Annotated in this window: 21 protein-coding genes and 1 pseudogene; 17 read left to right on the top strand and 5 right to left on the bottom strand. The window is 61.9% G+C overall.

Translation table 11 applies throughout. The features are described 5' to 3' along the window. Positions 1 to 18 precede the first annotated feature (18 nt). From secY to dsbD, 11 genes and pseudogenes are all read left to right on the top strand, one after another. The gene (gene secY, locus AB3X94_RS31515; RefSeq protein WP_013090753.1) at positions 19 to 1,365 is read left to right on the top strand and encodes a preprotein translocase subunit SecY; all 1,347 of its coding nucleotides are present in this window, start codon (positions 19 to 21) and stop codon (positions 1,363 to 1,365) included. 8 nt (positions 1,366 to 1,373) lie between these two features. Continuing rightward, positions 1,374 to 1,592: a translation initiation factor IF-1 gene (gene infA / locus AB3X94_RS31510; RefSeq protein WP_004521905.1), complete on the top strand. Its 219-nt coding sequence runs from the start codon at positions 1,374 to 1,376 to the stop codon at positions 1,590 to 1,592. Positions 1,593 to 1,612: 20 nt separating this feature from the next. Next, positions 1,613 to 1,729, top strand: a complete 117-nt coding sequence (gene rpmJ, locus AB3X94_RS31505) for a 50S ribosomal protein L36 (RefSeq protein ID WP_004199844.1) — start codon at positions 1,613 to 1,615, stop codon at positions 1,727 to 1,729. Positions 1,730 to 1,770: 41 nt separating this feature from the next. Next, on the top strand, positions 1,771 to 2,136 hold the full coding sequence (gene rpsM / locus AB3X94_RS31500) for a 30S ribosomal protein S13 (protein ID WP_008923332.1): 366 nt from the start codon (positions 1,771 to 1,773) through the stop codon (positions 2,134 to 2,136). Between the two features lie 28 nt (positions 2,137 to 2,164). Further along, positions 2,165 to 2,569, top strand: a complete 405-nt coding sequence (gene rpsK / locus AB3X94_RS31495) for a 30S ribosomal protein S11 (protein ID WP_006052224.1) — start codon at positions 2,165 to 2,167, stop codon at positions 2,567 to 2,569. A 147-nt stretch (positions 2,570 to 2,716) separates the two neighbouring features. Continuing rightward, a complete protein-coding gene (gene rpsD / locus AB3X94_RS31490; RefSeq protein WP_013090752.1) occupies positions 2,717 to 3,340 on the top strand; it encodes a 30S ribosomal protein S4 in 624 nt (207 codons plus the stop codon). Positions 3,341 to 3,464: 124 nt separating this feature from the next. Next, on the top strand, positions 3,465 to 4,442 hold the full coding sequence (gene rpoA, locus AB3X94_RS31485) for a DNA-directed RNA polymerase subunit alpha (RefSeq protein ID WP_007730697.1): 978 nt from the start codon (positions 3,465 to 3,467) through the stop codon (positions 4,440 to 4,442). A gap of 190 nt (positions 4,443 to 4,632) precedes the next feature. Next, positions 4,633 to 5,025: a 50S ribosomal protein L17 gene (gene rplQ, locus AB3X94_RS31480; RefSeq protein WP_013090750.1), complete on the top strand. Its 393-nt coding sequence runs from the start codon at positions 4,633 to 4,635 to the stop codon at positions 5,023 to 5,025. Between the two features lie 448 nt (positions 5,026 to 5,473). Further along, positions 5,474 to 6,842: pseudogene (gene ltrA, locus AB3X94_RS31475) on the top strand (group II intron reverse transcriptase/maturase). Positions 6,843 to 7,074: 232 nt separating this feature from the next. Then, positions 7,075 to 7,401, top strand: a complete 327-nt coding sequence (gene cutA, locus AB3X94_RS31470; RefSeq protein ID WP_176110681.1) for a divalent-cation tolerance protein CutA — start codon at positions 7,075 to 7,077, stop codon at positions 7,399 to 7,401. Continuing rightward, complete coding sequence (dsbD, locus tag AB3X94_RS31465) at positions 7,394 to 9,274, top strand: protein-disulfide reductase DsbD (RefSeq protein WP_368613597.1); 1,881 nt, start codon at positions 7,394 to 7,396, stop codon at positions 9,272 to 9,274. The genes cutA and dsbD overlap by 8 nt, the downstream gene beginning before the upstream one ends. A 123-nt stretch (positions 9,275 to 9,397) precedes the next feature. On the opposite strand, the gene hemB is transcribed toward dsbD, so the two are convergent. Next, positions 9,398 to 10,396, bottom strand: coding sequence for a porphobilinogen synthase (gene hemB, locus AB3X94_RS31460; RefSeq protein WP_176110102.1), 999 nt, complete (start codon positions 10,394 to 10,396; stop codon positions 9,398 to 9,400). Between the two features lie 286 nt (positions 10,397 to 10,682). Further along, entirely contained in the window at positions 10,683 to 11,345 is a 663-nt protein-coding gene (gene yihA, locus AB3X94_RS31455; RefSeq protein ID WP_368592722.1) for a ribosome biogenesis GTP-binding protein YihA/YsxC, read from the bottom strand. A 220-nt stretch (positions 11,346 to 11,565) separates the two neighbouring features. On the opposite strand from yihA, the gene AB3X94_RS31450 reads away from it, so the two are divergent. The 5 genes from AB3X94_RS31450 (at position 11,566) to msrQ (ending at position 17,675) form a co-directional block, all read left to right on the top strand. Then, positions 11,566 to 12,219, top strand: coding sequence for a cytochrome c (locus tag AB3X94_RS31450; RefSeq protein ID WP_026228372.1), 654 nt, complete (start codon positions 11,566 to 11,568; stop codon positions 12,217 to 12,219). 118 nt (positions 12,220 to 12,337) lie between these two features. After that, positions 12,338 to 14,548 (top strand): cytochrome c biogenesis protein ResB, encoded by a 2,211-nt coding sequence (locus tag AB3X94_RS31445; RefSeq protein ID WP_368613596.1) that lies wholly within the window; start codon positions 12,338 to 12,340, stop codon positions 14,546 to 14,548. A gap of 4 nt (positions 14,549 to 14,552) precedes the next feature. Then, positions 14,553 to 15,761 carry a c-type cytochrome biogenesis protein CcsB gene (gene ccsB, locus AB3X94_RS31440; protein WP_368613595.1) on the top strand — a complete coding sequence of 403 codons (1,209 nt, stop codon included), beginning with the start codon at positions 14,553 to 14,555 and terminating at the stop codon, positions 15,759 to 15,761. 206 nt (positions 15,762 to 15,967) lie between these two features. Next, on the top strand, positions 15,968 to 16,963 hold the full coding sequence (gene msrP / locus AB3X94_RS31435; protein WP_368613594.1) for a protein-methionine-sulfoxide reductase catalytic subunit MsrP: 996 nt from the start codon (positions 15,968 to 15,970) through the stop codon (positions 16,961 to 16,963). Positions 16,964 to 16,973: 10 nt separating this feature from the next. Continuing rightward, positions 16,974 to 17,675: a protein-methionine-sulfoxide reductase heme-binding subunit MsrQ gene (msrQ, locus tag AB3X94_RS31430; protein ID WP_184228107.1), complete on the top strand. Its 702-nt coding sequence runs from the start codon at positions 16,974 to 16,976 to the stop codon at positions 17,673 to 17,675. Between the two features lie 120 nt (positions 17,676 to 17,795). On the opposite strand, the gene lysA is transcribed toward msrQ, so the two are convergent. Together lysA and AB3X94_RS31420 are read right to left on the bottom strand one after the other, a co-directional pair. After that, on the bottom strand, positions 17,796 to 19,058 hold the full coding sequence (gene lysA / locus AB3X94_RS31425; RefSeq protein ID WP_368613593.1) for a diaminopimelate decarboxylase: 1,263 nt from the start codon (positions 19,056 to 19,058) through the stop codon (positions 17,796 to 17,798). Between the two features lie 9 nt (positions 19,059 to 19,067). Next, positions 19,068 to 19,409 (bottom strand): lipoprotein, encoded by a 342-nt coding sequence (locus tag AB3X94_RS31420; protein ID WP_368613592.1) that lies wholly within the window; start codon positions 19,407 to 19,409, stop codon positions 19,068 to 19,070. Positions 19,410 to 19,444: 35 nt separating this feature from the next. Here AB3X94_RS31420 and cyaY point away from each other — a divergent pair, with 35 nt between their 5' ends. Continuing rightward, positions 19,445 to 19,765 (top strand): iron donor protein CyaY, encoded by a 321-nt coding sequence (gene cyaY / locus AB3X94_RS31415; protein WP_176110110.1) that lies wholly within the window; start codon positions 19,445 to 19,447, stop codon positions 19,763 to 19,765. Between the two features lie 100 nt (positions 19,766 to 19,865). On the opposite strand, the gene AB3X94_RS31410 is transcribed toward cyaY, so the two are convergent. Continuing rightward, a complete protein-coding gene (locus AB3X94_RS31410) occupies positions 19,866 to 22,262 on the bottom strand; it encodes a penicillin-binding protein 1A (RefSeq protein ID WP_368613591.1) in 2,397 nt (798 codons plus the stop codon). Between the last annotated feature and the right edge of the window lie 192 nt (positions 22,263 to 22,454).

The following is a 22,454-nucleotide window of genomic DNA, read 5'->3' as shown; positions in this document are numbered from 1 at the left end:
TTGCATCGGAGAAGGTACTTGGCTAACAGCCCGAGTCTCGCAAAACCCGGTCGCAGCGCGGCGAAGTTTGGCGATCTGCGTCGGCGAGCAGTATTCCTGCTGCTGGCGCTGGTCGTCTACCGCATCGGCGCGCATATTCCGGTGCCGGGTATCGACCCGGACCAACTGGCGAAGTTGTTCCAAAGCCAGTCGGGCGGCATCCTTGGCATGTTTAACATGTTCTCGGGTGGCGCACTTTCGCGGTTCACCATTTTCGCGTTGGGGATCATGCCGTACATTTCGGCGTCGATCATCATGCAGTTACTGGCGATTGTCTCGCCGCAACTCGAAGCGCTGAAAAAGGAAGGGCAGGCAGGTCAGCGGAAGATTACGCAGTACACGCGGATCTTTACGGTCGTGCTGGCGACATTTCAGGCGTTCGGCATTGCCGTGGCGCTGGAAAATCAGCCTGGCCTCGTGATCGATCCGGGGATGGTTTTCCGGTTGACGACGGTCGTGACGCTTGTGACCGGCACGATGTTCCTGATGTGGCTGGGGGAGCAAATCACGGAGCGCGGGCTCGGCAATGGTATCTCGATCATCATTTTCGGCGGTATTGCGGCGGGCTTCCCGAACGCAATCGGTGGTCTCTTTGAACTGGTGCGAACCGGCTCGATGAGTATCATCTCGGCGATTATCGTCGTCGCGCTGATTGCTGCTGTGACGTATCTGGTGGTGTTCATCGAACGCGGCCAGCGCAAGATCCTTGTGAATTACGCAAAGCGGCAGGTAGGCAACAAGATTTACGGCGGCCAGTCTTCGCATTTGCCGCTGAAGCTGAACATGTCGGGCGTGATTCCGCCGATCTTCGCATCGTCGATCATTCTCTTCCCGGCAACTATCCTGAACTGGTTCAGTTCGGGTTCGCGTACCAGCTGGTTCGCAGACACGTTGCACAATGTGGCCGAAGCCCTGAAGCCCGGTCAACCCGTGTACGTGTTGCTGTACGCGTTGGCGATCGTTTTCTTCTGCTTCTTCTACACCGCACTGGTGTTCAACAGCAGGGAAACGGCCGACAACCTGAAAAAGAGTGGCGCTTTCGTCCCTGGCATCCGCCCGGGCGATCAGACGGCGCGATATATCGACCGCATCCTTACGCGTCTGACGCTGGCCGGTGCGATCTACATCGTGTTCGTTTGCCTGCTGCCCGAATTTCTGGTGCTGCGCTGGAACGTGCCGTTTTATTTTGGTGGAACGTCGCTGCTGATCATTGTCGTCGTCACAATGGATTTCATGGCGCAGGTGCAGTCGTACGTTATGTCGCAACAGTATGAATCGCTGCTGAAGAAAGCTAATTTCAAAGGCGGCGGCGTCCCGATGCGTTGAAAGGACTTATGGCCAAAGACGATGTGATCCAGATGCAGGGCGAAGTAATTGAAAACCTGCCTAACGCTACCTTCAGGGTGAAGCTGGAAAACGGCCATGTCGTGTTGGGACACATATCCGGCAAGATGCGGATGCACTACATCCGAATCTTGCCGGGCGACAAGGTGACGGTTGAATTGACCCCTTACGATCTGTCGCGTGCGCGGATCGTGTTCCGGGCGAAGTGATTTGAAAAAAGGGTAATATCATGAAAGTGATGGCATCGGTTAAGCGCATTTGCCGCAATTGCAAGATCATCAAGCGCAAAGGCGTTGTGCGCGTGATTTGCAGCTCTGATCCGCGCCACAAACAGCGTCAAGGCTGAACGCCGCGCTTTTGCTTGCGCTTTTTGTTTGAGGAAAAACAATGGCTCGTATCGCAGGGGTTAACATCCCGAATCACCAGCATACTGAAATCGGCCTGACGGCTATTTACGGTATCGGTCGCACGCGCTCGCGCGACATTTGCGTCGCTGCTGGTGTGGCATTTTCGAAGAAGGTCAAAGACCTGACTGACGCAGACCTCGAAAAGCTGCGTGAAGAAGTCGGCAAGTTCATCGTTGAAGGCGATTTGCGCCGTGAAACGACGATGAACATTAAGCGCCTGATGGATCTCGGCTGCTATCGTGGCGTGCGGCATCGTAAGGGTCTGCCCCTGCGCGGCCAGCGTACGCGTACGAATGCCCGTACGCGCAAGGGTCCGCGTCGTGCAGCGCAGTCGCTGAAGAAGTAAGCGGAACTGACAGTTACAGGAAAACGTAATGGCTAAGGCTTCGAACAACTCCGCGGCGCAACGCGTTCGCAAGAAGGTCAAGAAGAACGTCGCCGAGGGCGTGGTTCACGTTCACGCGTCGTTCAACAACACCATCATCACGATCACCGACCGTCAAGGCAACGCGCTTGCCTGGGCAACGTCGGGTGGTCAGGGCTTCAAGGGTTCGCGTAAGTCGACCCCGTTTGCAGCTCAGGTCGCAGCTGAATCGGCTGGCCGAGTGGCGATGGAATACGGCGTGAAGAACCTCGAAGTGCGGATCAAGGGCCCCGGTCCTGGCCGCGAATCGGCGGTGCGCGCGTTGCATGGTCTTGGCATCAAGATTACCGCGATCTCCGACGTGACGCCGGTCCCGCATAACGGCTGCCGTCCGCCGAAGCGTCGTCGTATCTAAGACGCTGGTTTTGCGAGCGCCTGTTGCCGCCTTGCGCGGCGGCGGGCTGCGCGCGTTATTGAATAAACTAAGCCCACCGTTCGACCCAAAGGGTTCGGACTAGCGCGAGTGGAAGCATTCGCGTGATTAATCACAGAAGGAATCAACGTGGCACGTTATATCGGCCCCAAGGCCAAGCTGTCCCGCCGTGAAGGCACTGACCTCTTCCTGAAGAGCGCGCGCCGCTCGCTCGCTGACAAGTGCAAGCTGGACAGCAAGCCCGGCCAGCACGGCCGTACTTCGGGCGCGCGTACGTCCGACTATGGCACGCAGTTGCGCGAGAAGCAAAAAGTAAAGCGTATCTACGGTGTCCTCGAGCGCCAATTCCGTCGCTACTTCGCTGAAGCAGACCGCCTGAAGGGCAACACGGGTGAAAACCTGCTGCAACTGCTCGAATCGCGTCTGGACAACGTCGTGTATCGGATGGGCTTCGGCTCGACGCGTGCTGAAGCACGTCAGCTGGTTGGCCACAAGGCGATCACGGTGAACGGCGTCGTGACGAACATCCCGTCGATGCAAGTGAAGGCTGGCGACGTCGTCGCCGTGCGCGAACAGAAGCGCAAGCAGGCTCGCATCATCGAGGCGTTGTCGCTCGCTGAACAAGGCGGCATGCCGAGCTGGGTCGCGGTCGACGCGAAGAAGTTCGAAGGTACGTTCAAGCAGAAGCCGGAACGCAGCGACATCGCTGGCGACATCAACGAAAGCCTGATCGTCGAATTGTATTCGCGGTAATCGGATTGACGGCCGGGGCGTCCTGATTGCGTTGCGCAAGGGGGCGTCTCGGCTGTTTATTTTCAGGTTGTTACCGGTCAGCCTTATCGGTGTAACGAGCCGAGGGTATTGAAAAGGAAAACCTATGCAAACCAGTTTGTTGAAGCCCAAGATCATTGCAGTTGAATCGCTTGGCGAGAGCCACGCGAAAGTGGTCATGGAACCGTTTGAACGCGGTTACGGCCACACCTTGGGTAACGCGCTTCGGCGCGTGCTGTTGTCGTCGATGGTCGGCTATGCCCCGACCGAGGTGACGATTGCAGGCGTCGTGCATGAGTATTCGACGCTCGACGGTGTGCAAGAGGATGTGGTCAACCTGTTGTTGAACCTGAAGGGCGTCGTCTTCAAGCTGCATAACCGTGACGAAGTGACGGTTACGCTGCGCAAGGAAGGCGAAGGCGTGGTCACAGCGGGCGATATCGAACTCGCACATGACTGCGAAGTCATCAATCCGGATCACGTGATTGCGCATCTGTCGAAGGGTGGCAAGCTCGACGTGCAGATCAAGGTGGAAAAGGGCCGCGGCTATGTGCCGGGCAATGTGCGTCGTTACGGTGAAGAGTCGGCCAAGATCATCGGCCGAATCGTGCTGGACGCGTCGTTTTCGCCGGTTCGTCGCGTGAGCTACGCGGTCGAAAGCGCGCGCGTCGAGCAGCGCACCGACCTCGACAAGCTCGTGATGAACATCGAAACCAACGGTGTGATTTCGCCGGAAGAAGCGATCCGCCAATCGGCGCGCATTCTGGTCGATCAGCTGTCGGTGTTCGCGGCGCTGGAAGGTACCGAAGCAGCGGCGGAAGCGCCGTCGCGCGCACCGCAGATCGATCCGATCCTGCTGCGCCCGGTCGACGATCTCGAGCTGACGGTTCGTTCCGCGAACTGCCTGAAGGCCGAAAACATCTACTACATCGGCGACCTGATCCAACGTACCGAGAACGAGCTGCTCAAGACTCCGAATCTCGGTCGCAAGTCGCTGAACGAGATCAAGGAAGTTCTGGCATCGCGCGGTCTGACGCTCGGCATGAAGCTCGAGAATTGGCCGCCGGCTGGTCTCGACAAGTAAGCGGACAACTCGCTCCGGGGTAAGCCGCGATTGCACTGCTGCACTAGACTGGCAAGGACGCGGATTTTCCTTTAAAATCCGCGTCTTGTCTTTTTTAACTACCGGCCCGTGCGCTCACTGTTTGCTGCCGATGCTGCAGAACGAGTGCGATAGAAGAGCTGGACCAAAACTTTGAACTGAAGGAATTAACATGCGTCACCGTCATGGTCTGCGGAAACTGAACCGCACGAGCAGCCACCGTCTGGCAATGCTCCGTAACATGTCCAACTCGCTGATCGAGCACGAAGTCATCAAGACCACGCTGCCGAAGGCGAAGGAACTCCGTAAAGTCGTCGAGCCGCTGATCACGCTCGGCAAGAAGCCGTCGCTGGCAAACCGTCGTCTGGCGTTCAACCGCCTGCGCGACCGTGACTCGGTCACGAAGCTGTTCGACGTGCTCGGCCCGCGCTACGCAAACCGTCCGGGCGGCTACCTGCGCGTGCTGAAGTTCGGCTTCCGCGTTGGCGATAACGCGCCGATGGCACTGGTCGAACTCCTCGACCGTCCGGAAGTTGAAGAAACGGAAGTGCAAGAAGCTGAGTAAGCTTTTTGGTTTGAACGAAAAGCCAGGCGCATCGCCTGGCTTTTTTGTTTGTGCGCCCAGCATGGGCGCACTCCTCCGCGTGTAAGTCCCGCCAAAAGCTGGTCATAGCGAATGAAGTGAAGCGCAACTGCATGAAGGCGACCGGCTGTGGGGAGGAAGCGTGGAGCGTAAATCGCGAGCCGATGAACAAGAACCGTATAGAAGGCGCTGTGAAGCAGGGCGAGTGGGCAAACAACCACAAAGCTCTCGTGACCAAGGCGAAGCGGCGTAGATAGGCGGTTGTGCGATGAAGGAGTGCGTTGTTACCTGGGGAGATCTTGCCTCATGCCTGAAAGGGCGACGGCGTCGAGCCGGAGCGAGAAGGCAGCAAGACCGTAGTAGTCGCAGGACAGGTCGAAGAGACCGAAGCTGGTGACGAAGGGCCGAACGGGAAGAAGTGTCCAGTGACATGTCGATGCGACAGGAATTGCGTCAGATGCCCGCGCAAGCGGGGCGAGCGGGAGGCACACGCGGTGAAGCTGCGTCCATGCCCGTGAGCGACGAAGCCTCTTGCCCGCGCCATGAATCCAGGGAGACAGGGTCATCGCTGCTGATGGCGGCGCTGACGAGAGCGAACCTGAAGCAGGCGTTCAAACGGGTACCGGCCAACAGGGGAGCCGCTGGCGTGGACGGTCTGGACATTGACCAGGCGTCGCGCCATCTGGTGACGGCGTGGCCCGCGATCCGGGAACAGTTGCTGAAGGGGACGTACCGGCCCGGTCCGCTACGGCGGGTGACGATCCCGAAACCGGACGGAGGCGAGCGCGAGCCTGGCATCACGACGGTCACGGACCGGCTGATCCAGCAGGCGCTGCTGCAGGTGCTGCAAGCGGTTCTGGACTCCACCTTCAGCGAGCACAGCTATGGCTTCCGGCCTGGGCGACGTGCGCACGACGCGGTGTTGGCCGCGCAGTCGCATGTGCAGTCGGGCCGGCGAATCGTGGTGGACGTTGATCTGGAGAAGTTCTTCGACCGGGTCAACCACGACATCCTGATTGGCCGTTTACAGAAACGTATCGGGGACGCTGGGGTGATCCGGCTGATCCGGGCGTATCTGAACAGCGGCATCATGGATGGCGGCGTGGTTCCGCAGCGCGAACAGGGCACGCCGCATGGCGGGCCGCTATCGCCATTGCTGGCCAACGTGCTGCTCGATGAGGTGGACAAGGAACTGGAGCGGCGAGGCCACTGCTTCGCGCGCTATGCCGACGATGAGAATGTCTACGTTCGCAGCCGCCATGCAGGCGAGCGGGTAATGGCGCTGCTGCGTCGTCTGTATGGGCGACTGCGGTTGAGGGTCAACGAGACCAAAAGCGCGGTGGCCAGTGTGTTCGGTCGCAAGTTCCTGGGCTACAGCCTGTGGGTAGCGTCCAGCGGTGTCATCAAGCGCAAGGTGGCGACCAAACCGCTGCTGGCGTTCAAACGCCGCATTCGTGAACTGACCGGCCGTAACGGCGGGCGCAGCATGAAGGACGTGGTGGAACGGTTACGGCCCTATGTGCTGGGCTGGAAGGCGTACTTCCGGTTGGCGCAAACGCCACGAGTCTGGCTGGGTCTGGACAAGTGGATGCGTCACCGGTTGCGTGTCATCCAGCTTAAGCAATGGCGCCGCGGCCCGACCATCTACCGGGGAACTGCGTGCGCTGGGGGCGCCGCCCGCTGTGGCGCAACAGGTGGCGGCGAACAGTCGCCGCTGGTGGCGTAACAGCGACAAGCTCCTGAATAGTGTACTGACTCTCGGATACTTCGATCGGCTGGGTGTGCCACGCCTCTCATAACCTCGACTTCCCGAACCGCCCGGTGCGGACCCACACGCCGGGTGGTGTGGCAGGGGTACGGCCTCATGGCCGTCGCCGATGCCGATTTGGCGGCAAATTTTTCATCGATGCGGCAAGCCGTGTCGCAGTGACCAAATGCCGCGGCCGCGCTGCAGGGCGCTCTGCGAGGCGACATGGCCAGGTGATAGGATAACGGCATCGAAATCCTGCGTCGCCGGAGCCTGGTGTGAGTGTGAAAGTGACCTTGGTACTGACGACGGTGCCGGATGCGGCCGTCGCTGAAAAACTCGCCGCCAGCGCGCTCGCCGTGCGCCTTTGTGCATGCGTCACGCAGTTAGGCAGCGTGCATTCGAGCTATCACTGGCAGGGCGCGATCGAAACCGCGCAGGAAATCCAGCTGTTGTTCAAGACCAGCGCCGCTCGCGCGCTCGAACTTGAACAATACATTCAGGCTCACCATCCCTACGACACGCCGGAAATCCTCTCATGGCAAGCGACGGCCTCGGCCGCCTACGGCCAGTGGATCACTGCTGAAACCCAACGCCCTCTTCATGTTTAACGGTCTCGACCGGCGCGCGTTCGCTACGCTGCGCACCACATTCTTTCTGCTCGGCTGCGTGTTCCTCGCGCAACTCGCCACCCTCGCGCGCGCCGCGGACGACTTCCTCGACCCGTCGGTCGCGTTCCGGTTCAGTGCGACCGAGCAGCCCGGGCAAGTCGTCGTCACCTACAAGATTGCGGATGGTTACTACATGTACCGCGAGCGCTTCGCTTTCGCGACCCGCAACGGCACAGCGACGCTTGGCGAGCCTCAACTGCCCGACGGTCACGTGAAGTTCGATCAGACATTCAACAAGAATGTCGAGACGTATCGCAACGAGGTGACGATTCATATTCCGGTGAAGCGGGCCGCGGGACCGCTCGATCTCGCGGTGACGTCGCAGGGCTGCGCCGACGCTGGCATCTGCTACCCGCCGATGGAGCGCGTTTATCACGTGAGCGGCGAGGCGCTGCAGCCGGCTGGCCGCGCAGCAGCGGGTCCAACCGCGCACCAATTCGCGGCCACTGATGACGAACCGTGGTACGAACGCGCGACCAGCGCCGACTACGCGCAGACGCTGCTACAGCGAGGCGGTTTCTTTGCGATCGTAGGGCTTTATTTTGTTGCGGGCGCAATTCTGAGCCTGCTGCCGTGCTCGTATCCGATGATTCCGATCCTGTCTGCGATCATCATCGGTGAGGGGGCGCGCGTCACGCGTGGGCGTGGTTTCGCGCTGTCGGTCGCGTATGTAATCGGGATGGCGCTCGTCTACACGGTGCTGGGCGTCGCGGCGGCACTCGTCGGGCAGAGTCTCGGCGCATGGCTGCAGAATCCGTGGGTGCTGGGCGCGTTCGGCGGCCTTCTGACGATTTTCGCGCTGTTGCTGATCGCCGGTGTGGATCTCGAACTGCCGCCGCGCTGGCGCGATCGCATGTCGAGCGTGTCAGCGGGACGCTCGGGCGGCAAATTTACCGCGGTCGCCGTGATGGGCGCGCTGTCGGCGCTGGTTGTCGGCGCGTGCATGACCGCACCGCTTTTTGCGGTGCTCGCGTTCATCGCGCACACCGGCAACGCCGTGCTCGGTGGCGCGGCGCTCTTCTCGATGGGTATCGGGCTCGGGCTGCCGCTGCTAATTATTGGCCTCGGCGCGGGCACGCTGCTGCCGCGCGCGGGCAAGTGGATGGACAGCGTAAAAGTGTTTTTCGGCGTGGTTCTGCTCGCCGCGGCGCTGTGGATCGTTTGGCCGGTGCTCGGCGGCCCGGCGACGATGCTATTGAGTGCGCTCTGGCTGCTGATCGCGGCGGTCGCCCTCGGCCTGTTTTCCAGGTCGGTCGCGGGCGGCTCGATATGGCACCGATTCGGGCGGGCGGTCGGAGTCGTGATGGCCGTCTGGGCGGCCGCGCTTCTAATTGGCCTCGCCGCGGGATCGTCGGACCCGCTGCGCCCGCTGGCGGTGCTCGCGGCTCGCGCCGGCAATCAGGCGGGCATCGCGAAAGATGGCTCCAGCGCGGTCGCAACGGCGTCGCAAAGCGATTTGACGTTCGCACCGGTTCGTTCATCGGAGCAGCTTGACCAGGCCGTCAAAACGGCCGCACAGCCTGCCATGCTCGATTTTTACGCGGACTGGTGCGTGAGCTGCAGGGAAATGGAGAAATTCACCTTCAGCGACCCGCGCGTTCAGGCGAAGCTGAAGCAGATGAATCTGCTGCGCGCCGACGTCACTGCGAACAATACCGACGATCAGGCGCTGCTCAAGCGCTTCAACCTGTTCGGGCCGCCGGGGATTATTTTCTTCGATCAGGAGGGCAAGGAAGTGCTGCGGGTGGTCGGCTACGAATCGGCGGATAAATTCCTGCGCACCCTGGATCGGGCGAGTGCGTCGGGGGTGTAATCGAACGCCGCGGGGTGTTGAAAGGCCGCTCCGGCGCAAACGAGCAGCAAAAAAAGGAGGCGAACCCAAGGTTCGTCTCCTTTTTTGTTGTCTCGACAGTCGCGTGCTAAACCGCGCGTTGATTTACTTTTGCGATCGCAGGATCTTCGCGGCATCCAGCGCGAAATACGTCAGCACGCCGTCCGCGCCGGCACGCTTGAATGCCAGCAGCGATTCCATCATGACCTTGTCGTGATCGAGCCAGCCGTTCTGCGCGGCGGCCTTCAGCATCGCGTATTCGCCGCTCACCTGGTACACGTAGGTAGGAAACTGGAACTCGTCCTTCACGCGACGCACGATGTCCAGATACGGCATGCCCGGCTTGACCATCACCATGTCCGCGCCTTCGTTGATGTCGGCCTGCACTTCGCGCAGCGCCTCGTCCGAATTGGCCGGGTCCATCTGGTAGGTCATCTTGTTGCTCTTGCCGAGGTTCGTCGCGGAACCGACGGCATCGCGGAACGGGCCGTAGAACGCCGAAGCGTACTTCGCCGCGTACGCCATGATGCGGGTGTGGATGTGGTCCTCGCTCTCGAGCATTTCGCGGATCGCGCCGATGCGGCCGTCCATCATGTCTGACGGCGCGACGATGTCGACGCCGGCTTCCGCCTGCGCACGCGCCTGCTCGACGAGGATTTCGACGGTCTCGTCGTTCATCACGTAGCCGGCTTCGTCGAGCACGCCGTCCTGACCGTGGCTCGTGTACGGATCGAGCGCGACATCGGTGAGCACGCCGAGCTCCGGAAAATTCTTCTTCAATTCACGCACCGCGCGCGGGATCAGACCCGCTGGGTTGGCCGCTTCGCGGCCTTCGGGCGTCTTCAGCGAGGGCTCGATCGCGGGAAACAGCGACAGCACCGGCACGCCCAGTTCCACGCACTGCTCCGCGACGCCCATCAGCAGATCGACCGACACGCGCTCGACGCCCGGCATCGACGGCACCGCTTGTCGAACGTTGGTGCCCTCGACGATAAATACCGGGTAAATCAGGTCGTTCGTGGTGAGGATGTTTTCGCGCATCATGCGGCGCGAGAAGTCGTCACGGCGCATGCGGCGCGGACGGTAGTGCGGGTAGAAGCTCATATCGAATCGAAGATCGTGGATAGGTGGAGTGGACAAATGGCACCTGGCTCCGCTCCCGGAAACTTTTCGAGACAATGGTATATCATACCGATCGAGCAAGGCGCCTAGCGCTGACCTCCCCGCTTCTCCTCCCTGAGCGGGTGCCTGTCGTTTTTTCGATTAGGCTGTTTGACCCGCCGTTCAAGCGGCGGGTTTTTTTATGGGTGGCGGGAAATGCGCTCTCATACGGGTATTCAAGGCATATCACGCGTCACACGGGCTGAGGGATTCCGGCATCGATAGTGAGTCAGCCCCCAGCCGGCTTTTCACCTGCTTCGTCCACCGCGCCGGGGATCAGCCAGCTCTCGATCAGCTCATGCGCTTCGTCGAGGCCCGTTCGCTTGAGCGCCGAAAAGAGTTGTGCGGTCAACTCGCCGCGATAGCCGGCGGCTCGATATTCGGCCAATCCCTTCTGCGCGGTGCGCAACGCGTTCGTGCTTTCCTGACGCGTCAATTTGTCGCATTTGGTGAGCAGCGTGTGGATCGGCTTGCCGGTCGGCGCGAACCACTCGATCATGCGTCGATCGAGCTCCGTCAGTGGGCGCCGCGAATCCATCATCAGGATCATGCCGCGCAGTTGCGAGCGCGATTGCAGGTACGTGGACAGCAACGCTTCCCAGTGAGCCTTCGCCGCTCCCGGCACCTCCGCATAACCGTAGCCCGGCAGGTCGACCAGATAGCCGGCCGGTTCATCTGCCTTGCCAACCGAAAAATAATTGATGTGCTGCGTGCGGCCAGGCGTCTTACTCGCGAACGCAAGTCGCTTCTGATTGCAGAGCACGTTGATCGCCGTCGACTTGCCTGCGTTCGAGCGTCCTGCGAAAGCGACCTCGGGCTGCGCGGTGGCCGGCAGGTCACGCAGATGATTGACGGTGGTATAGAAGCGGGATTCGTGGAGCAGGAAGGGCATGGTGGAAGCCAGATTGGAGACGCCGCGGAGCCCGCAGCGGGAACGGGGTCAAGCCCGACTGGCGTCTAAGCGATTAGCGAGTTATTGTACAATACGATGGTTTACTGAAAACCTTGGGAGCCCGCCCCACGTGCCTTGGCGGCTCCTGGCGGTCACTCGGTCGCCGTCGTCGTACTTTGCAGAACCTCTAAAATCCCACAAGACGAGACAGGGTGTGCGAATGAATCGACTGTGCAAGACTCTGATGGTGCTTCATGTAACGGCAGGTCTTTCAGGTTTGGCAATTCAGGCACGAGCAGCAGATCCGGCAAAGCCGGACATCAATCGGGGGCAGGCAATCGCGGTACAAGTGTGCGCGTCTTGTCACGGGGCAGACGGCAACAGTGCCGGCGGTGCATATCCGAAGCTGGCGGGCCAGCATCCTGAGTATCTCGTCAAGCAGCTCCGAGATTTCAAGACGCAACCGGGCGCCAAACAGGCCGCGCGCAATAATGCGATCATGGCAGGCATGGCCGCCGCGCTCTCCGATCAGGACATGATCAACGTTGCGGCTTACTTCTCGACGCAGACGCCCAAGCCGGGCTATGCGCACAATAAGAACACGGTCGCGGTGGGGCAGCAGATCTATCGCGGTGGGATTGCCGACCGGGGCGTGCCCGCCTGCGCGGCCTGCCACGGCCCCACGGGACAGGGCATTCCGATCCAGTATCCGCGCCTGTCGGGACAGTGGGCCGAGTACTCGGTGACGCAGCTGACCGCGTTCACGCAAGGTCCGGGCGCTCGTAATAACAGCGACGCGATGCATGCGATAGCATCGCGTTTGTCGGACAACGAGATCAAGGCGGTTGCCGACTACATCGCGGGTCTGCATTAAGCGGTTCGCCCGCGCGAATCCAACCGGCCCGGCGAGGCCGGTGAAAAACAAGAAAAGGGTGAGGGTGTCGTAGCTACGACAGCCCTTCACCCTTTTTTGCTGTTCAGTCGGAGTTTGAATGAGCGTCACCACGTCGGGTCTGCAGTCGAAGTCGGGCAATCGCGTCATGCGCAGCTCCATCGAGCTCCTGAGCTCGATGCGTTTCGCCATTGCGCTGCTCGTGATCCTGTCGATCGCCAGCATCATCGGTACCGTCCTCACGCAGGACGATCCGTATCCCAACTACGTCAACCAGTTCGGTCCGTTCTGGGCGGACATCTTCCGCGCGCTGAGCCTCTACACGGTGTACAGCTCGTGGTGGTTCGTGCTGATTCTCGGCTTCCTGATGGTGTCGGTGTCGCTCTGCGTGATCCGCAATGCGCCGAAGATGCTCTCCGATGCGAAGAGCTGGAAGGACAAGGTTCGCGAAGGCAGCCTGCGTGCGTTCCATCACAAGGGCGAGTTCGCCGTGCACGGCACGCGCGCGCAGACCGCGGCAGTGCTCGCGAAACTGTCGGCGAAGCTCGGCTACAAGTTCGTCACGCGTGAGTCGGACGGCGCGACGCTGATCGCCGCAAAGCGTGGCGCGCTGACGAAGTTCGGCTACATCTCCGCGCACCTCGCGATCGTCGTGATCTGCCTCGGCGGCCTGCTCGACAGCAATCTGCCGATCAAGCTGCAAATGTGGCTGTTCGACAAGTCGCCGATCAACTCGAACACCGTTATCAGCGAGATTTCGCCCGAGCATCGGCTGTCGCAGTCGAACCCGACGTTCCGCGGCTACGCGTGGGTGCCCGAGGGGCAGCACGTGTCGACCGCGATCCTGAATCAGCCCAACGGTTCACTGATTCAGGACCTGCCGTTTTCGATCGAACTGAACAAGTTCATCGTCGATTACTACACGACCGGCATGCCGAAGCTGTTCGCGAGCGACATCGTCGTGGTCGATCACAAGACCGGCGCGCGCGTGCCAGCGCGCGTCGAGGTCAACAAGCCGTTCGAATACGACGGCGTGTCGATTTATCAGTCGAGTTTCCAGGACGGCGGCTCGCAGATGCTAATGACCGCCTTCCCGATGTCCGGCCCGAGCGCGAAGCCGGCGCCGTTTGGCGGCACGATCGGCGGCAGCGCGCCGTTGAGCTCGGCCACGCCGCTCGCCGACGGCCAGACCGTCGAATTCACCGACTTCCGCGCGATTAACGTCGAAAACATCTCCAACGCCAATGGCCAGAACGATGCGCGCGGGGTCGCTGCGCAGCACTCGCTGAAGGAAGCGTTCGACGAGCGTCTCGGCTCCGGCGCGAAATCCTCGAAGCCGCTCGACCTGCACAACGTCGGCCCGTCGGTGCAGTACAAGATTCGCGGCAAGGATGGACAGGCGCGCGAGTACAACAACTACATGCTGCCCGTCGACGTGAACGGCGAGAAGATGTTCCTCGCCGGCATGCGCCTGAATCCCGACGATCCGTTCCGCTACCTGCGCATTCCCGCCGACAGCGGCGGCACGCTCAAGGAATGGATGAACCTGCGCGCCACGCTCGAAGACCCGAGCCAACGCGCCATCGCCGCTCATCAGTTTGCGCAGCGCTCGGTGCCGGGCCCGAATGCGGAGCTGCAGCAACATCTGGAGGAAAGCGCGTTGCGCGTGCTGACCCTTTTTGCGGGCGCCGACGCCAGCATGAAGATGCCGAACGGCGAAACGCTCGGCGGCTTCCAGGCAGTCGCTGGGTTTATCGACCGCTCGGTACCGAAGGGCGAGCAGGAAAAGGCCGCGGGCCTGCTGCTTCGGATGCTCGAAGGCGTCACGTGGGACTTGTGGCAACTGTCGCGCCAGCGGCTCGGCGAGCCCGCCGCGCCGGCCAATGCGGACACGAGCCGCTTCATTCAGAGCTCGCTTAATGCGATATCCGACAGCTTTCTGTATGGATCACCGGTCTATTTGCAGCTTGACTCATTCAAGCAGGTGCAAGCTTCGGTATTTCAGTTGACGCGCGCGCCCGGCAAAAAAGTCGTGTATCTTGGCAGCCTGCTTCTCGTATTGGGCATCTTCTCGATGTTCTACGTCCGCGAACGGCGTCTGTGGTTCTGGCTCAAGGATACGGACCACGGCACGAACGTCGTGATGGCGATGTCGAGCGCGCGTAAGACGCTAGACTTCGAGAAGGAGTTCGTCCGGACGCGCGACGCCGTGAGCGCCGCACTGGGCGCGAAACTCATCGAAGCAGCCGATGCCCGTCCGGCCGCTCAGGCCGCCGCCCCGTCGGCAAGTTCACAGGATTCGACCCGGTAAGATCATGGACTTGACTCAGGTTTCCTCCTCTTCTTCTGCTTCACGCGCCGACAAGGCGTTTGCGAGCAGCGCGCCCGAACTCCAGCAATTCGACGAACGGCCGTTCCTGAAACGCCTGGGTATCTTTGACTGGCTGTTCGCACTCGCGCTGGTCGGGGGCGCCGGCTTTGCGCTGTCGCGCTACTACCCGTTCATGAACTACTACGACAAACTGGTGCTGGTGTGCTCAGTGCCGGTTTTCGTGGTGCTCGGCTGGCGCTGGAAGCCGGTGCGTCCGCTGATGGTGGCAATCGCCGCTCTTTCGCTGCTTGCGATCCAGATCTACCAAGGCGATCTGAGCCGTGCCGACAACGCGTTCTTCCTCAAGTATTTCCTCTCCAGCCAGTCCGCGATCCTGTGGATGAGCGCGCTGTTCGTCTTCGCAACCGTGTTCTACTGGATCGCGCTGCTGTCACGCTCGCCGACAGGCGCCGCGATCGGCTCGAAGATGACGTGGGTGGCGGTGCTGATGGGTTTCGTCGGCATGATGGTGCGCTGGTACGAGTCGTACCTGATCGGCTCGGACGTCGGCCATATTCCGATTTCGAATCTGTATGAAGTGTTCGTGCTGTTCAGCCTGATCACCGCGCTTTTCTATCTGTACTACGAGCAGCACTACAACACGCGCGCGCTCGGCGCGTTTGTGCTGCTCGTGATCAGCGCGGCCGTCGGCTTCCTGATGTGGTACTCGGTCTCGCGCGATGCGCAGCAGATCCAGCCGCTCGTGCCGGCGCTGCAAAGCTGGTGGATGAAGATTCACGTGCCGGCGAACTTCATCGGCTATGGCAGCTTCGCGCTGTCGGCGATGGTCGGCGTCGCCTATCTGGCGAAGGAACGCGGCGTCCTTGCGGATCGTCTGCCGGCGCTCGACGTGCTCGACGACGTGATGTACAAGTCGATCGCGGTCGGCTTCGCGTTCTTCACGATCGCGACGATTCTCGGCGCGCTGTGGGCCGCCGAAGCGTGGGGCGGCTACTGGAGCTGGGACCCGAAGGAGACGTGGGCGATGATCGTCTGGCTGAACTACGCGGCCTGGCTGCACATGCGTCTGATGAAGGGCTTGCGCGGCGCTATCGCCGCATGGTGGGCGCTGACGGGCCTGCTGGTCACGAGCTTCGCGTTCCTCGGCGTGAACATGTTCCTGTCGGGCTTGCATAGCTACGGCAAGCTGTAAGATCCGCCGCGCTGAACCGACTAAGAACCGCCGTGTGCTTTTGCACCGGCGGTTTTTTCATGGTGGACGGAATATTCGTCGCGCCCCGGTGTTCACCAATCAAGCAGCTGAGCAGGTACCCGTGGATGACAGGCGCCCCCAAACGGGCGATCATCAATATGGCACCGCAACGCGCATGACGCGGCGGGCCGGCAAGGAGCAGCACGATGTGGATCAAGCGAAGCGATAGGATTCAACTTACCGGCGATGACATCGCGCGCAGCGAAATCGCGCCGCGGCACGTGTTCGAGAACCGCCGACGCATCCTGCAGGCAGCGGGCGCGATGGCGTTCGGCAGCCTGATCGGCGTGAGCGGCGAGGCGCTCGCGACATACTCGTCGCCCGATCCGAAGGCGCAGAAGCTCGCGGCGAAAACCAACACCAGGTTCGTCGCGCTCGACAAGATCACGCCGTACAAGGACATCACCACCTACAACAATTTCTACGAGTTCGGCACCGACAAATCCGACCCCTCGCAGCACGCGGGCACGTTGCGGCCGCATCCGTGGAAGGTGAGCGTGGAGGGTGAGATCAAGAATCCGAAGGTCTACGACATCGACGACCTGCTGAAGCTCGCGCCGCTCGAGGAACGTGTGTACCGGCATCGCTGCGTCGAAGGCTGGTCGATCGTGGTGCCGTGGATCGGCGTCTCGCTTTCGGAGTTAATTAAACGCGTCGAGCCGACCGGCAATGCGAAGTACGTGCAATTCATCACGCTCGCCGATCCGTCGCAGATGCCCGGGCTGTCGCAGCCCATACTCGAGTGGCCGTACTCGGAAGGCCTGCGGATGGACGAAGCGATGCACCCACTGACGCTGCTGACGATGGGCCTCTACGGCCAGGTGCTGCCGAATCAGAACGGCGCGCCGGTGCGCGTGGTGGTGCCGTGGAAGTACGGCTTCAAGAGCGCGAAGTCGCTCGTGAAAATCCGTTTCGTCGAGAAGCAGCCGCCGACCAGCTGGAACACGTACGCATCGAACGAATATGGGTTTTATTCGAATGTGAATCCGAATGTCGATCATCCGCGCTGGAGCCAGGCTACGGAACGGCGAATCGGCGAAGACGGCTTTTTTACGCCGAAGCGCAAGACACTGATGTTCAACGGTTACGGCGATCAGGTCGCATCGCTCTATCAAGGCATGGACCTGAAGAAGAACTTCTAAGGCGAGCGCGATGGCAACCGACACGCAAACTGTCACCCGCAGCGAGGCTGCGACACGGCGCACGGCGCCGATGTCGGCGGCCAAGCCGCGGGCCGCGGGCGGCGCGCGCTGGGTCGTCCCGGCGAAAGTCGCGGTCTTCGTCGCGGCGCTCTATCCGCTCGCACGCCTCGTGCTGTTTGGCCTGACCGACCGGCTCGGTTCGAATCCGATCGAATTCATCACCCGCTCGACGGGCCTGTGGACGCTCGTGTTCCTATGCATCACGCTAGCGGTGACGCCGCTGCGCCGTCTGACCGGCGTCGCCGCGCTCGTGCGTTTCCGTCGGATGCTCGGACTCTATACGTTCTTCTATGCGACGCTGCATTTCACCACGTACCTGTGGTTCGACAAGTGGTTCGATGTGGCGGAGATACTGAAGGACATCGGCAAGCGGCCCTTCATCACGGTGGGCTTCGCCGCCTTCGTGCTGCTGATCGCGCTTGCGGTCACGTCGCCGCGCGCGATGGTGCGCAAGCTCGGACGTCGCTGGCAGACGCTGCATCGTGCGATCTACGTGATCGGCGCGCTCGCCATCCTGCATTTCTGGTGGATGAAGGCGGGCAAGCACGATCTGCTGCTGCCGAAGATTTACGGCGCGGTGATGATCGCGCTGCTGGGGTGGCGGCTGGTTGTGTGGATACGTGAGCGAAGGATGACAACGCGCCGACGGTGATTGCGCGAACCATTCGCGTCACGCACGCTGCTGCAAAGAAAAATGGCGACGCCGAGGAGGCATCGCCATTTTTTGTTGCTGCGCTTCATTTACCGTTGGCTCTGCAGCCAGCCCCGACGTTTACGCCGGCAGAATCGTTTCGCCCGCAAACAGCTGGCTGATCTCTTCGCGCGCCCGAACTACGTGCGCTTGTGTACCATCCACCATCACTTCGGCGGCGCGCGCACGGGTGTTGTAGTTCGAGCTCATCACGAAGCCATACGCGCCGGCCGAACGGATCGCGAGCAGATCGCCGGGCTCGACCGCGAGCAGCCGTTCGCGGCCGAGCCAGTCGCCGCTTTCGCAGACCGGGCCGACCACGTCATAGACGTGCGCAGGGACGTCGCGCTTCACGACCGGCTCGATTGCGTGATACGCGTCGTACATCGCGGGGCGTGCGAGATCGGTCATCGCCGCGTCGACGATCGCGAAGTTCTTGTCCTCGCCCGGCTTCAGAAACTCGAGGCGCGTGAGCAGCACGCCCGCGTTGCCGACCAGCGAGCGGCCAGGTTCGAAATAGACTTCGCGGTGACCGTGGCCGCGCGCTTCGATGCGATCGAGCACCGTGCGCACGAACTCGCCGATTTCCGGCGGCGTTTCGTCGTCATATGTGATGCCGAGGCCGCCACCGACGTCGATATGGCGAATCGTCAAGCCGTCCTGCTCGATCTGCTCCACGAGCTCCAGCACTTTGTCGATTGCGTCGAGGTAAGGCGCGACTTCGGTGATTTGCGAGCCGATATGGCAGTCGATGCCGACCACCTCGAGATTCGCCATCGCCGCGGCCGCCTGATAAGTGGCGCGTGCATCCTCGAACGCGACGCCGAACTTGTTCGTCTTCAGGCCGGTGGAAATGTACGGATGCGTTTTCGCGTCGACGTCGGGATTCACGCGCAGCGACACCGGTGCCTTCTTGCCCATCTCCCCCGCCACCGCGTTGAGTCGATCGAGCTCGGGAATCGATTCGACGTTGAAGCATTTGACGCCCGCCGCGAGCGCGTCGCGCATTTCGCTCGCCTGCTTGCCGACGCCAGAAAACACGGTGTTTTCCGCTTTGCCGCCGGCCGCGAGCACGCGCGCGAGTTCGCCGCCCGACACGATGTCGAAGCCCGCGCCGAGGCGCGCGAATACGTTCAGCACCGCCAGATTGCTATTGGCCTTGACGGCCACGTGCACGCTCGCGCGACGCCCGGCGCAGGCGCCCGCATAGGCGTTCCACGCCGCGGTGAGCGCGGCGCGCGAATAGACGTACAGCGGCGTGCCGAACTGCTCGGCGAGGGAAACGGCGGACACGCCTTCGGCGTGCAATACGCCGTCGACGTAGTCAAATGCGGATCGAGTCATGCGAAAGTCTTATTGAGCGGAAGGGGCGGCAGAGGCGGGCAGCGGCACTGCGGGAGCCGATGCCCCCGAAGCGGGCGGCGTCTTGAGTTGGTCTTCGGGGGCGAGCGTGAGCGGCGTACCCGAGGTGTCCGGGATCGAGTCCGCGTTGGCCGCGCCGTTAGCCGGTTGCGTTTGATCGGTCGACGGTGTTTGCGTGCGGTGAGCCGGCGGGGCGGGCAGCGGCGGTACGGTTGGCAGATAGAGCGAGCCGCGTTGGCCGCAGCCGGTGAGCGCACAACCTGCGAGAATGGCTAAAACCGCTACAATCGCGCGGCCGGGCGCTGCCGCGCGCATCCGAGTTACGACTCGCATGACTGTCCCTGAATGAATAATCGATGGAGTTTAGCATGTCCGATAGTGATTACCTGACCCGTGCGGAAGCCGTGCTGGCCGCCATCGAGAGCGCGCTCGACGACATCGACGCCGACATCGAGCTCGAGCGCAGCGGCAACGTTCTGACGCTCGAATTCGAGAACCGCACGAAGATCATCGTCAATCTTCAGCCGCCGATGAGCGAGATCTGGATCGCGGCGAAGGCCGGCGGTTTTCACTTCCGTTTCGTCGACGGCGAATGGCGCGACACGCGCAGCGGCTCGGAGTTTTTCGCGGCGCTGTCGCAGTATGCGACCGAGCAGGCTGGCGAGCCGGTGCAGTTCGCCGCGCAATGAGCGTGGCGCAATTAGCGCGAAGCACGAGACGCTCTCTAAACAAAACCGCCGCGTGACGAACGCGGCGGTTTTTTCTTTCTTACGGTACCTCGACGGGGCCTCAGTGCCCGCGGAACAGATTCATGATGTCCTGCTTCTCCTGCTCGCCGACCTGTTCCGGCGCGGCGGCCGCGGCGCTCGCCTGGGCGTCGAGCGTCGCCTGACTGACGCCGACCGTTGCGATGAACCCGTGGCCCGGGGTGAAATCGTCGAAATAAAGCTCCGAGCCGATTTCGCTGACGTCGTCGGGGCGTGCCATCTTGTACTCGGGCACACCCTTCAGCGCGCGTCCCATGTACTCGATCCACACCGGCAGCGCGAGGCCGCCGCCGGTTTCCTTGTCGCCGAGGCTGCGCGGATTGTCGTAGCCGATCCACGCGATCGCGGTGAGCGTGTGCTGATAGCCAGCGAACCACGCGTCGCGCGAGTCGTTGGTCGTGCCGGTCTTGCCGGCGAGATCGGTGCGCTTGAGCACGTTGCTCTTCGCGCCGGTGCCGTGCTGCGCGACGCTTTGCAGCAGGCTGTTCATCACATAGGCGTTGCGCGGTTGGATCGCATACGGCGCGTTTCGGCCGGCCACGAGCGGCTGCGCTTGCGCTACGACGCCGCCGCGCTGATCGGTGACTTCCGCGATGAGGTAAGGATTGATCCGGTAGCCGCCGTTGGCGAACACCGAGAACGCGCCCGCCATCTGCAGCGGCGTCACGAGGCCCGCGCCGAGCGCCATCGGCAGATAGGCGGGATGGCGATCCGCGTCGAAGCCGAAGCGCGTGATGTATTGCTGCGCGTACTTCGGGCCGATCTGGTTCAGGATGCGGATCGACACGAGATTCTTCGACTTCTGCAGCGCGGTGCGCATCGTCATCGGACCGTCGAAGCCGCCGCCGTAGTTCTTCGGCTCCCACGCCTGGCCGCCGGTTTCGGCGGCGCTGAAAAAGAGCGGCGCGTCATTGATGATCGTCGCGGGCCCGAGGCCTTTTTCGAGCGACGCCGAATAGATGAACGGCTTGAAGCTCGAGCCCGGCTGACGCCACGCCTGCGTCACGTGATTGAACTTGTTCTTGTTGAAGTCGAAGCCGCCGACCAGCGAACGGATCGCCCCGTCCTGCGGCACCACCGAGATGAACGCGCCTTCCACCTGCGGCAATTGCGTGATCGACCAGTCGCCCTCGTCGTTCTTCACGAGCCGCACGATCGCGCCGGGCCGGATGCGCTGATTCGGCTGCGCGCGCGGGCCGAGCGCGAACTGCGCATAGCGCAGGCCGTCGCCCTGAATCGTCGCGACGTTGCCGTCGATGAAGGCCGCCTGCACCGCCTTCGGGCTCGCCGCCGTGACGACGGCGGCGATGATTTCGCCGTTGTCGGGATGCTCGAGCAGCGCATCGTCGATGGCCTGCTCGCGCTCGTCGGCGTCGGCCGGCAGATCGATGAACGCCTCCGGGCCGCGATAGCCGTGACGGCGCTCGTAGTCCATCAAGCCTTTGCGCACCGCGTGATAGGCGACGTCCTGATCGGCCGAGTCGATCGTGGTCACGACGTTCAGGCCGCGGGTGTAGGCTTCCTCGCGGTACTGCGCGTACATCATCTGCCGCACCATTTCCGCGACGTATTCCGCGTGCACGCTGTACTCCTTGCCCATGCCCTTCACGACGAGCCGCTGGCGGCTCGCCTCGTCGTACTGTTCCGGGGTGATGTAATGCAGTTCGTACATGCGCTGCAGGATGTATTCCTGGCGCACCTTCGCGCGCTTCGGATTGACGACCGGGTTATACGCGGACGGCGCCTTCGGCAGACCGGCGAGCATCGCCGATTCGGCGAGCGTCAGGTCCTTTAGGTCCTTGCCGAAGTACACGCGCGCCGCACTCGCGAATCCGTACGCGCGCTGACCGAGATAGATCTGATTCATGTACACCTCGAGAATCTGATCCTTGCTCAGCTTCGACTCGATCTTGTACGCGAGCAGCATCTCGTAGATCTTGCGCGTGTAGGTTTTCTCGCTGGACAGAAAGAAGTTGCGCGCGACCTGCATCGTGATCGTGCTGGCGCCTTGAGTCGCATGGCCGTTGGTCAGCGCGACGATGCCGGCTCGCGCGATGCCGGTCAGGTCGACGCCGCCGTGTTCGTAGAAGCGCGCGTCCTCGATCGCGAGGATCGCTTTCTTCAGGCTGTCGGGCACGTCCTGGATGTGCACGATGTCGCGCCGCTCCTCGCCGAATTCGCCGATCAGCACGTGGTCGGCCGTATAGATTCGCAGCGGCACTTTGGGTTGATAGTCGGTCAGCGCATCGAGTGACGGCAGGTTCGGTGTCGCGACGACGAGCGCATAGCCGAGCACCAGCGCCACGGACACGATGCCCGCCACGATCAAGCCGACAAAGCCGAGGATCAGCTTCAGCCATAACGGACGTTTGCGCTTTTTCGGCGCGGGCGGCGGAGACGTAGGAGACGTGGCTTGCATAGGAGTACCGGAAAAACAGTCCCGCGATTATAGCCGCCAGGGTTTTTCTGCTTTCGGAAGGCTTACGGATGGCGTGCAATCGGCACATGCCAGGCGGCGCGGGAACGACTTCGCTGTAGTCCCAACTGTAGTCGCTTTGATGCCGCTCGGGGCGGCTTCGCAGCCGCGTTAGCCATTCGGCTGAATGTCGTT

Origin of the sequence: Paraburkholderia sp. BR10923, assembly GCF_040948765.1 — a bacterium.
In the GTDB taxonomy this organism is placed as follows: Bacteria; Pseudomonadota; Gammaproteobacteria; order Burkholderiales; family Burkholderiaceae; genus Paraburkholderia; species Paraburkholderia youngii.
Note: the sequence above shows the minus strand (reverse complement) of the source record. Positions and strands in the feature narration are given on the sequence as shown.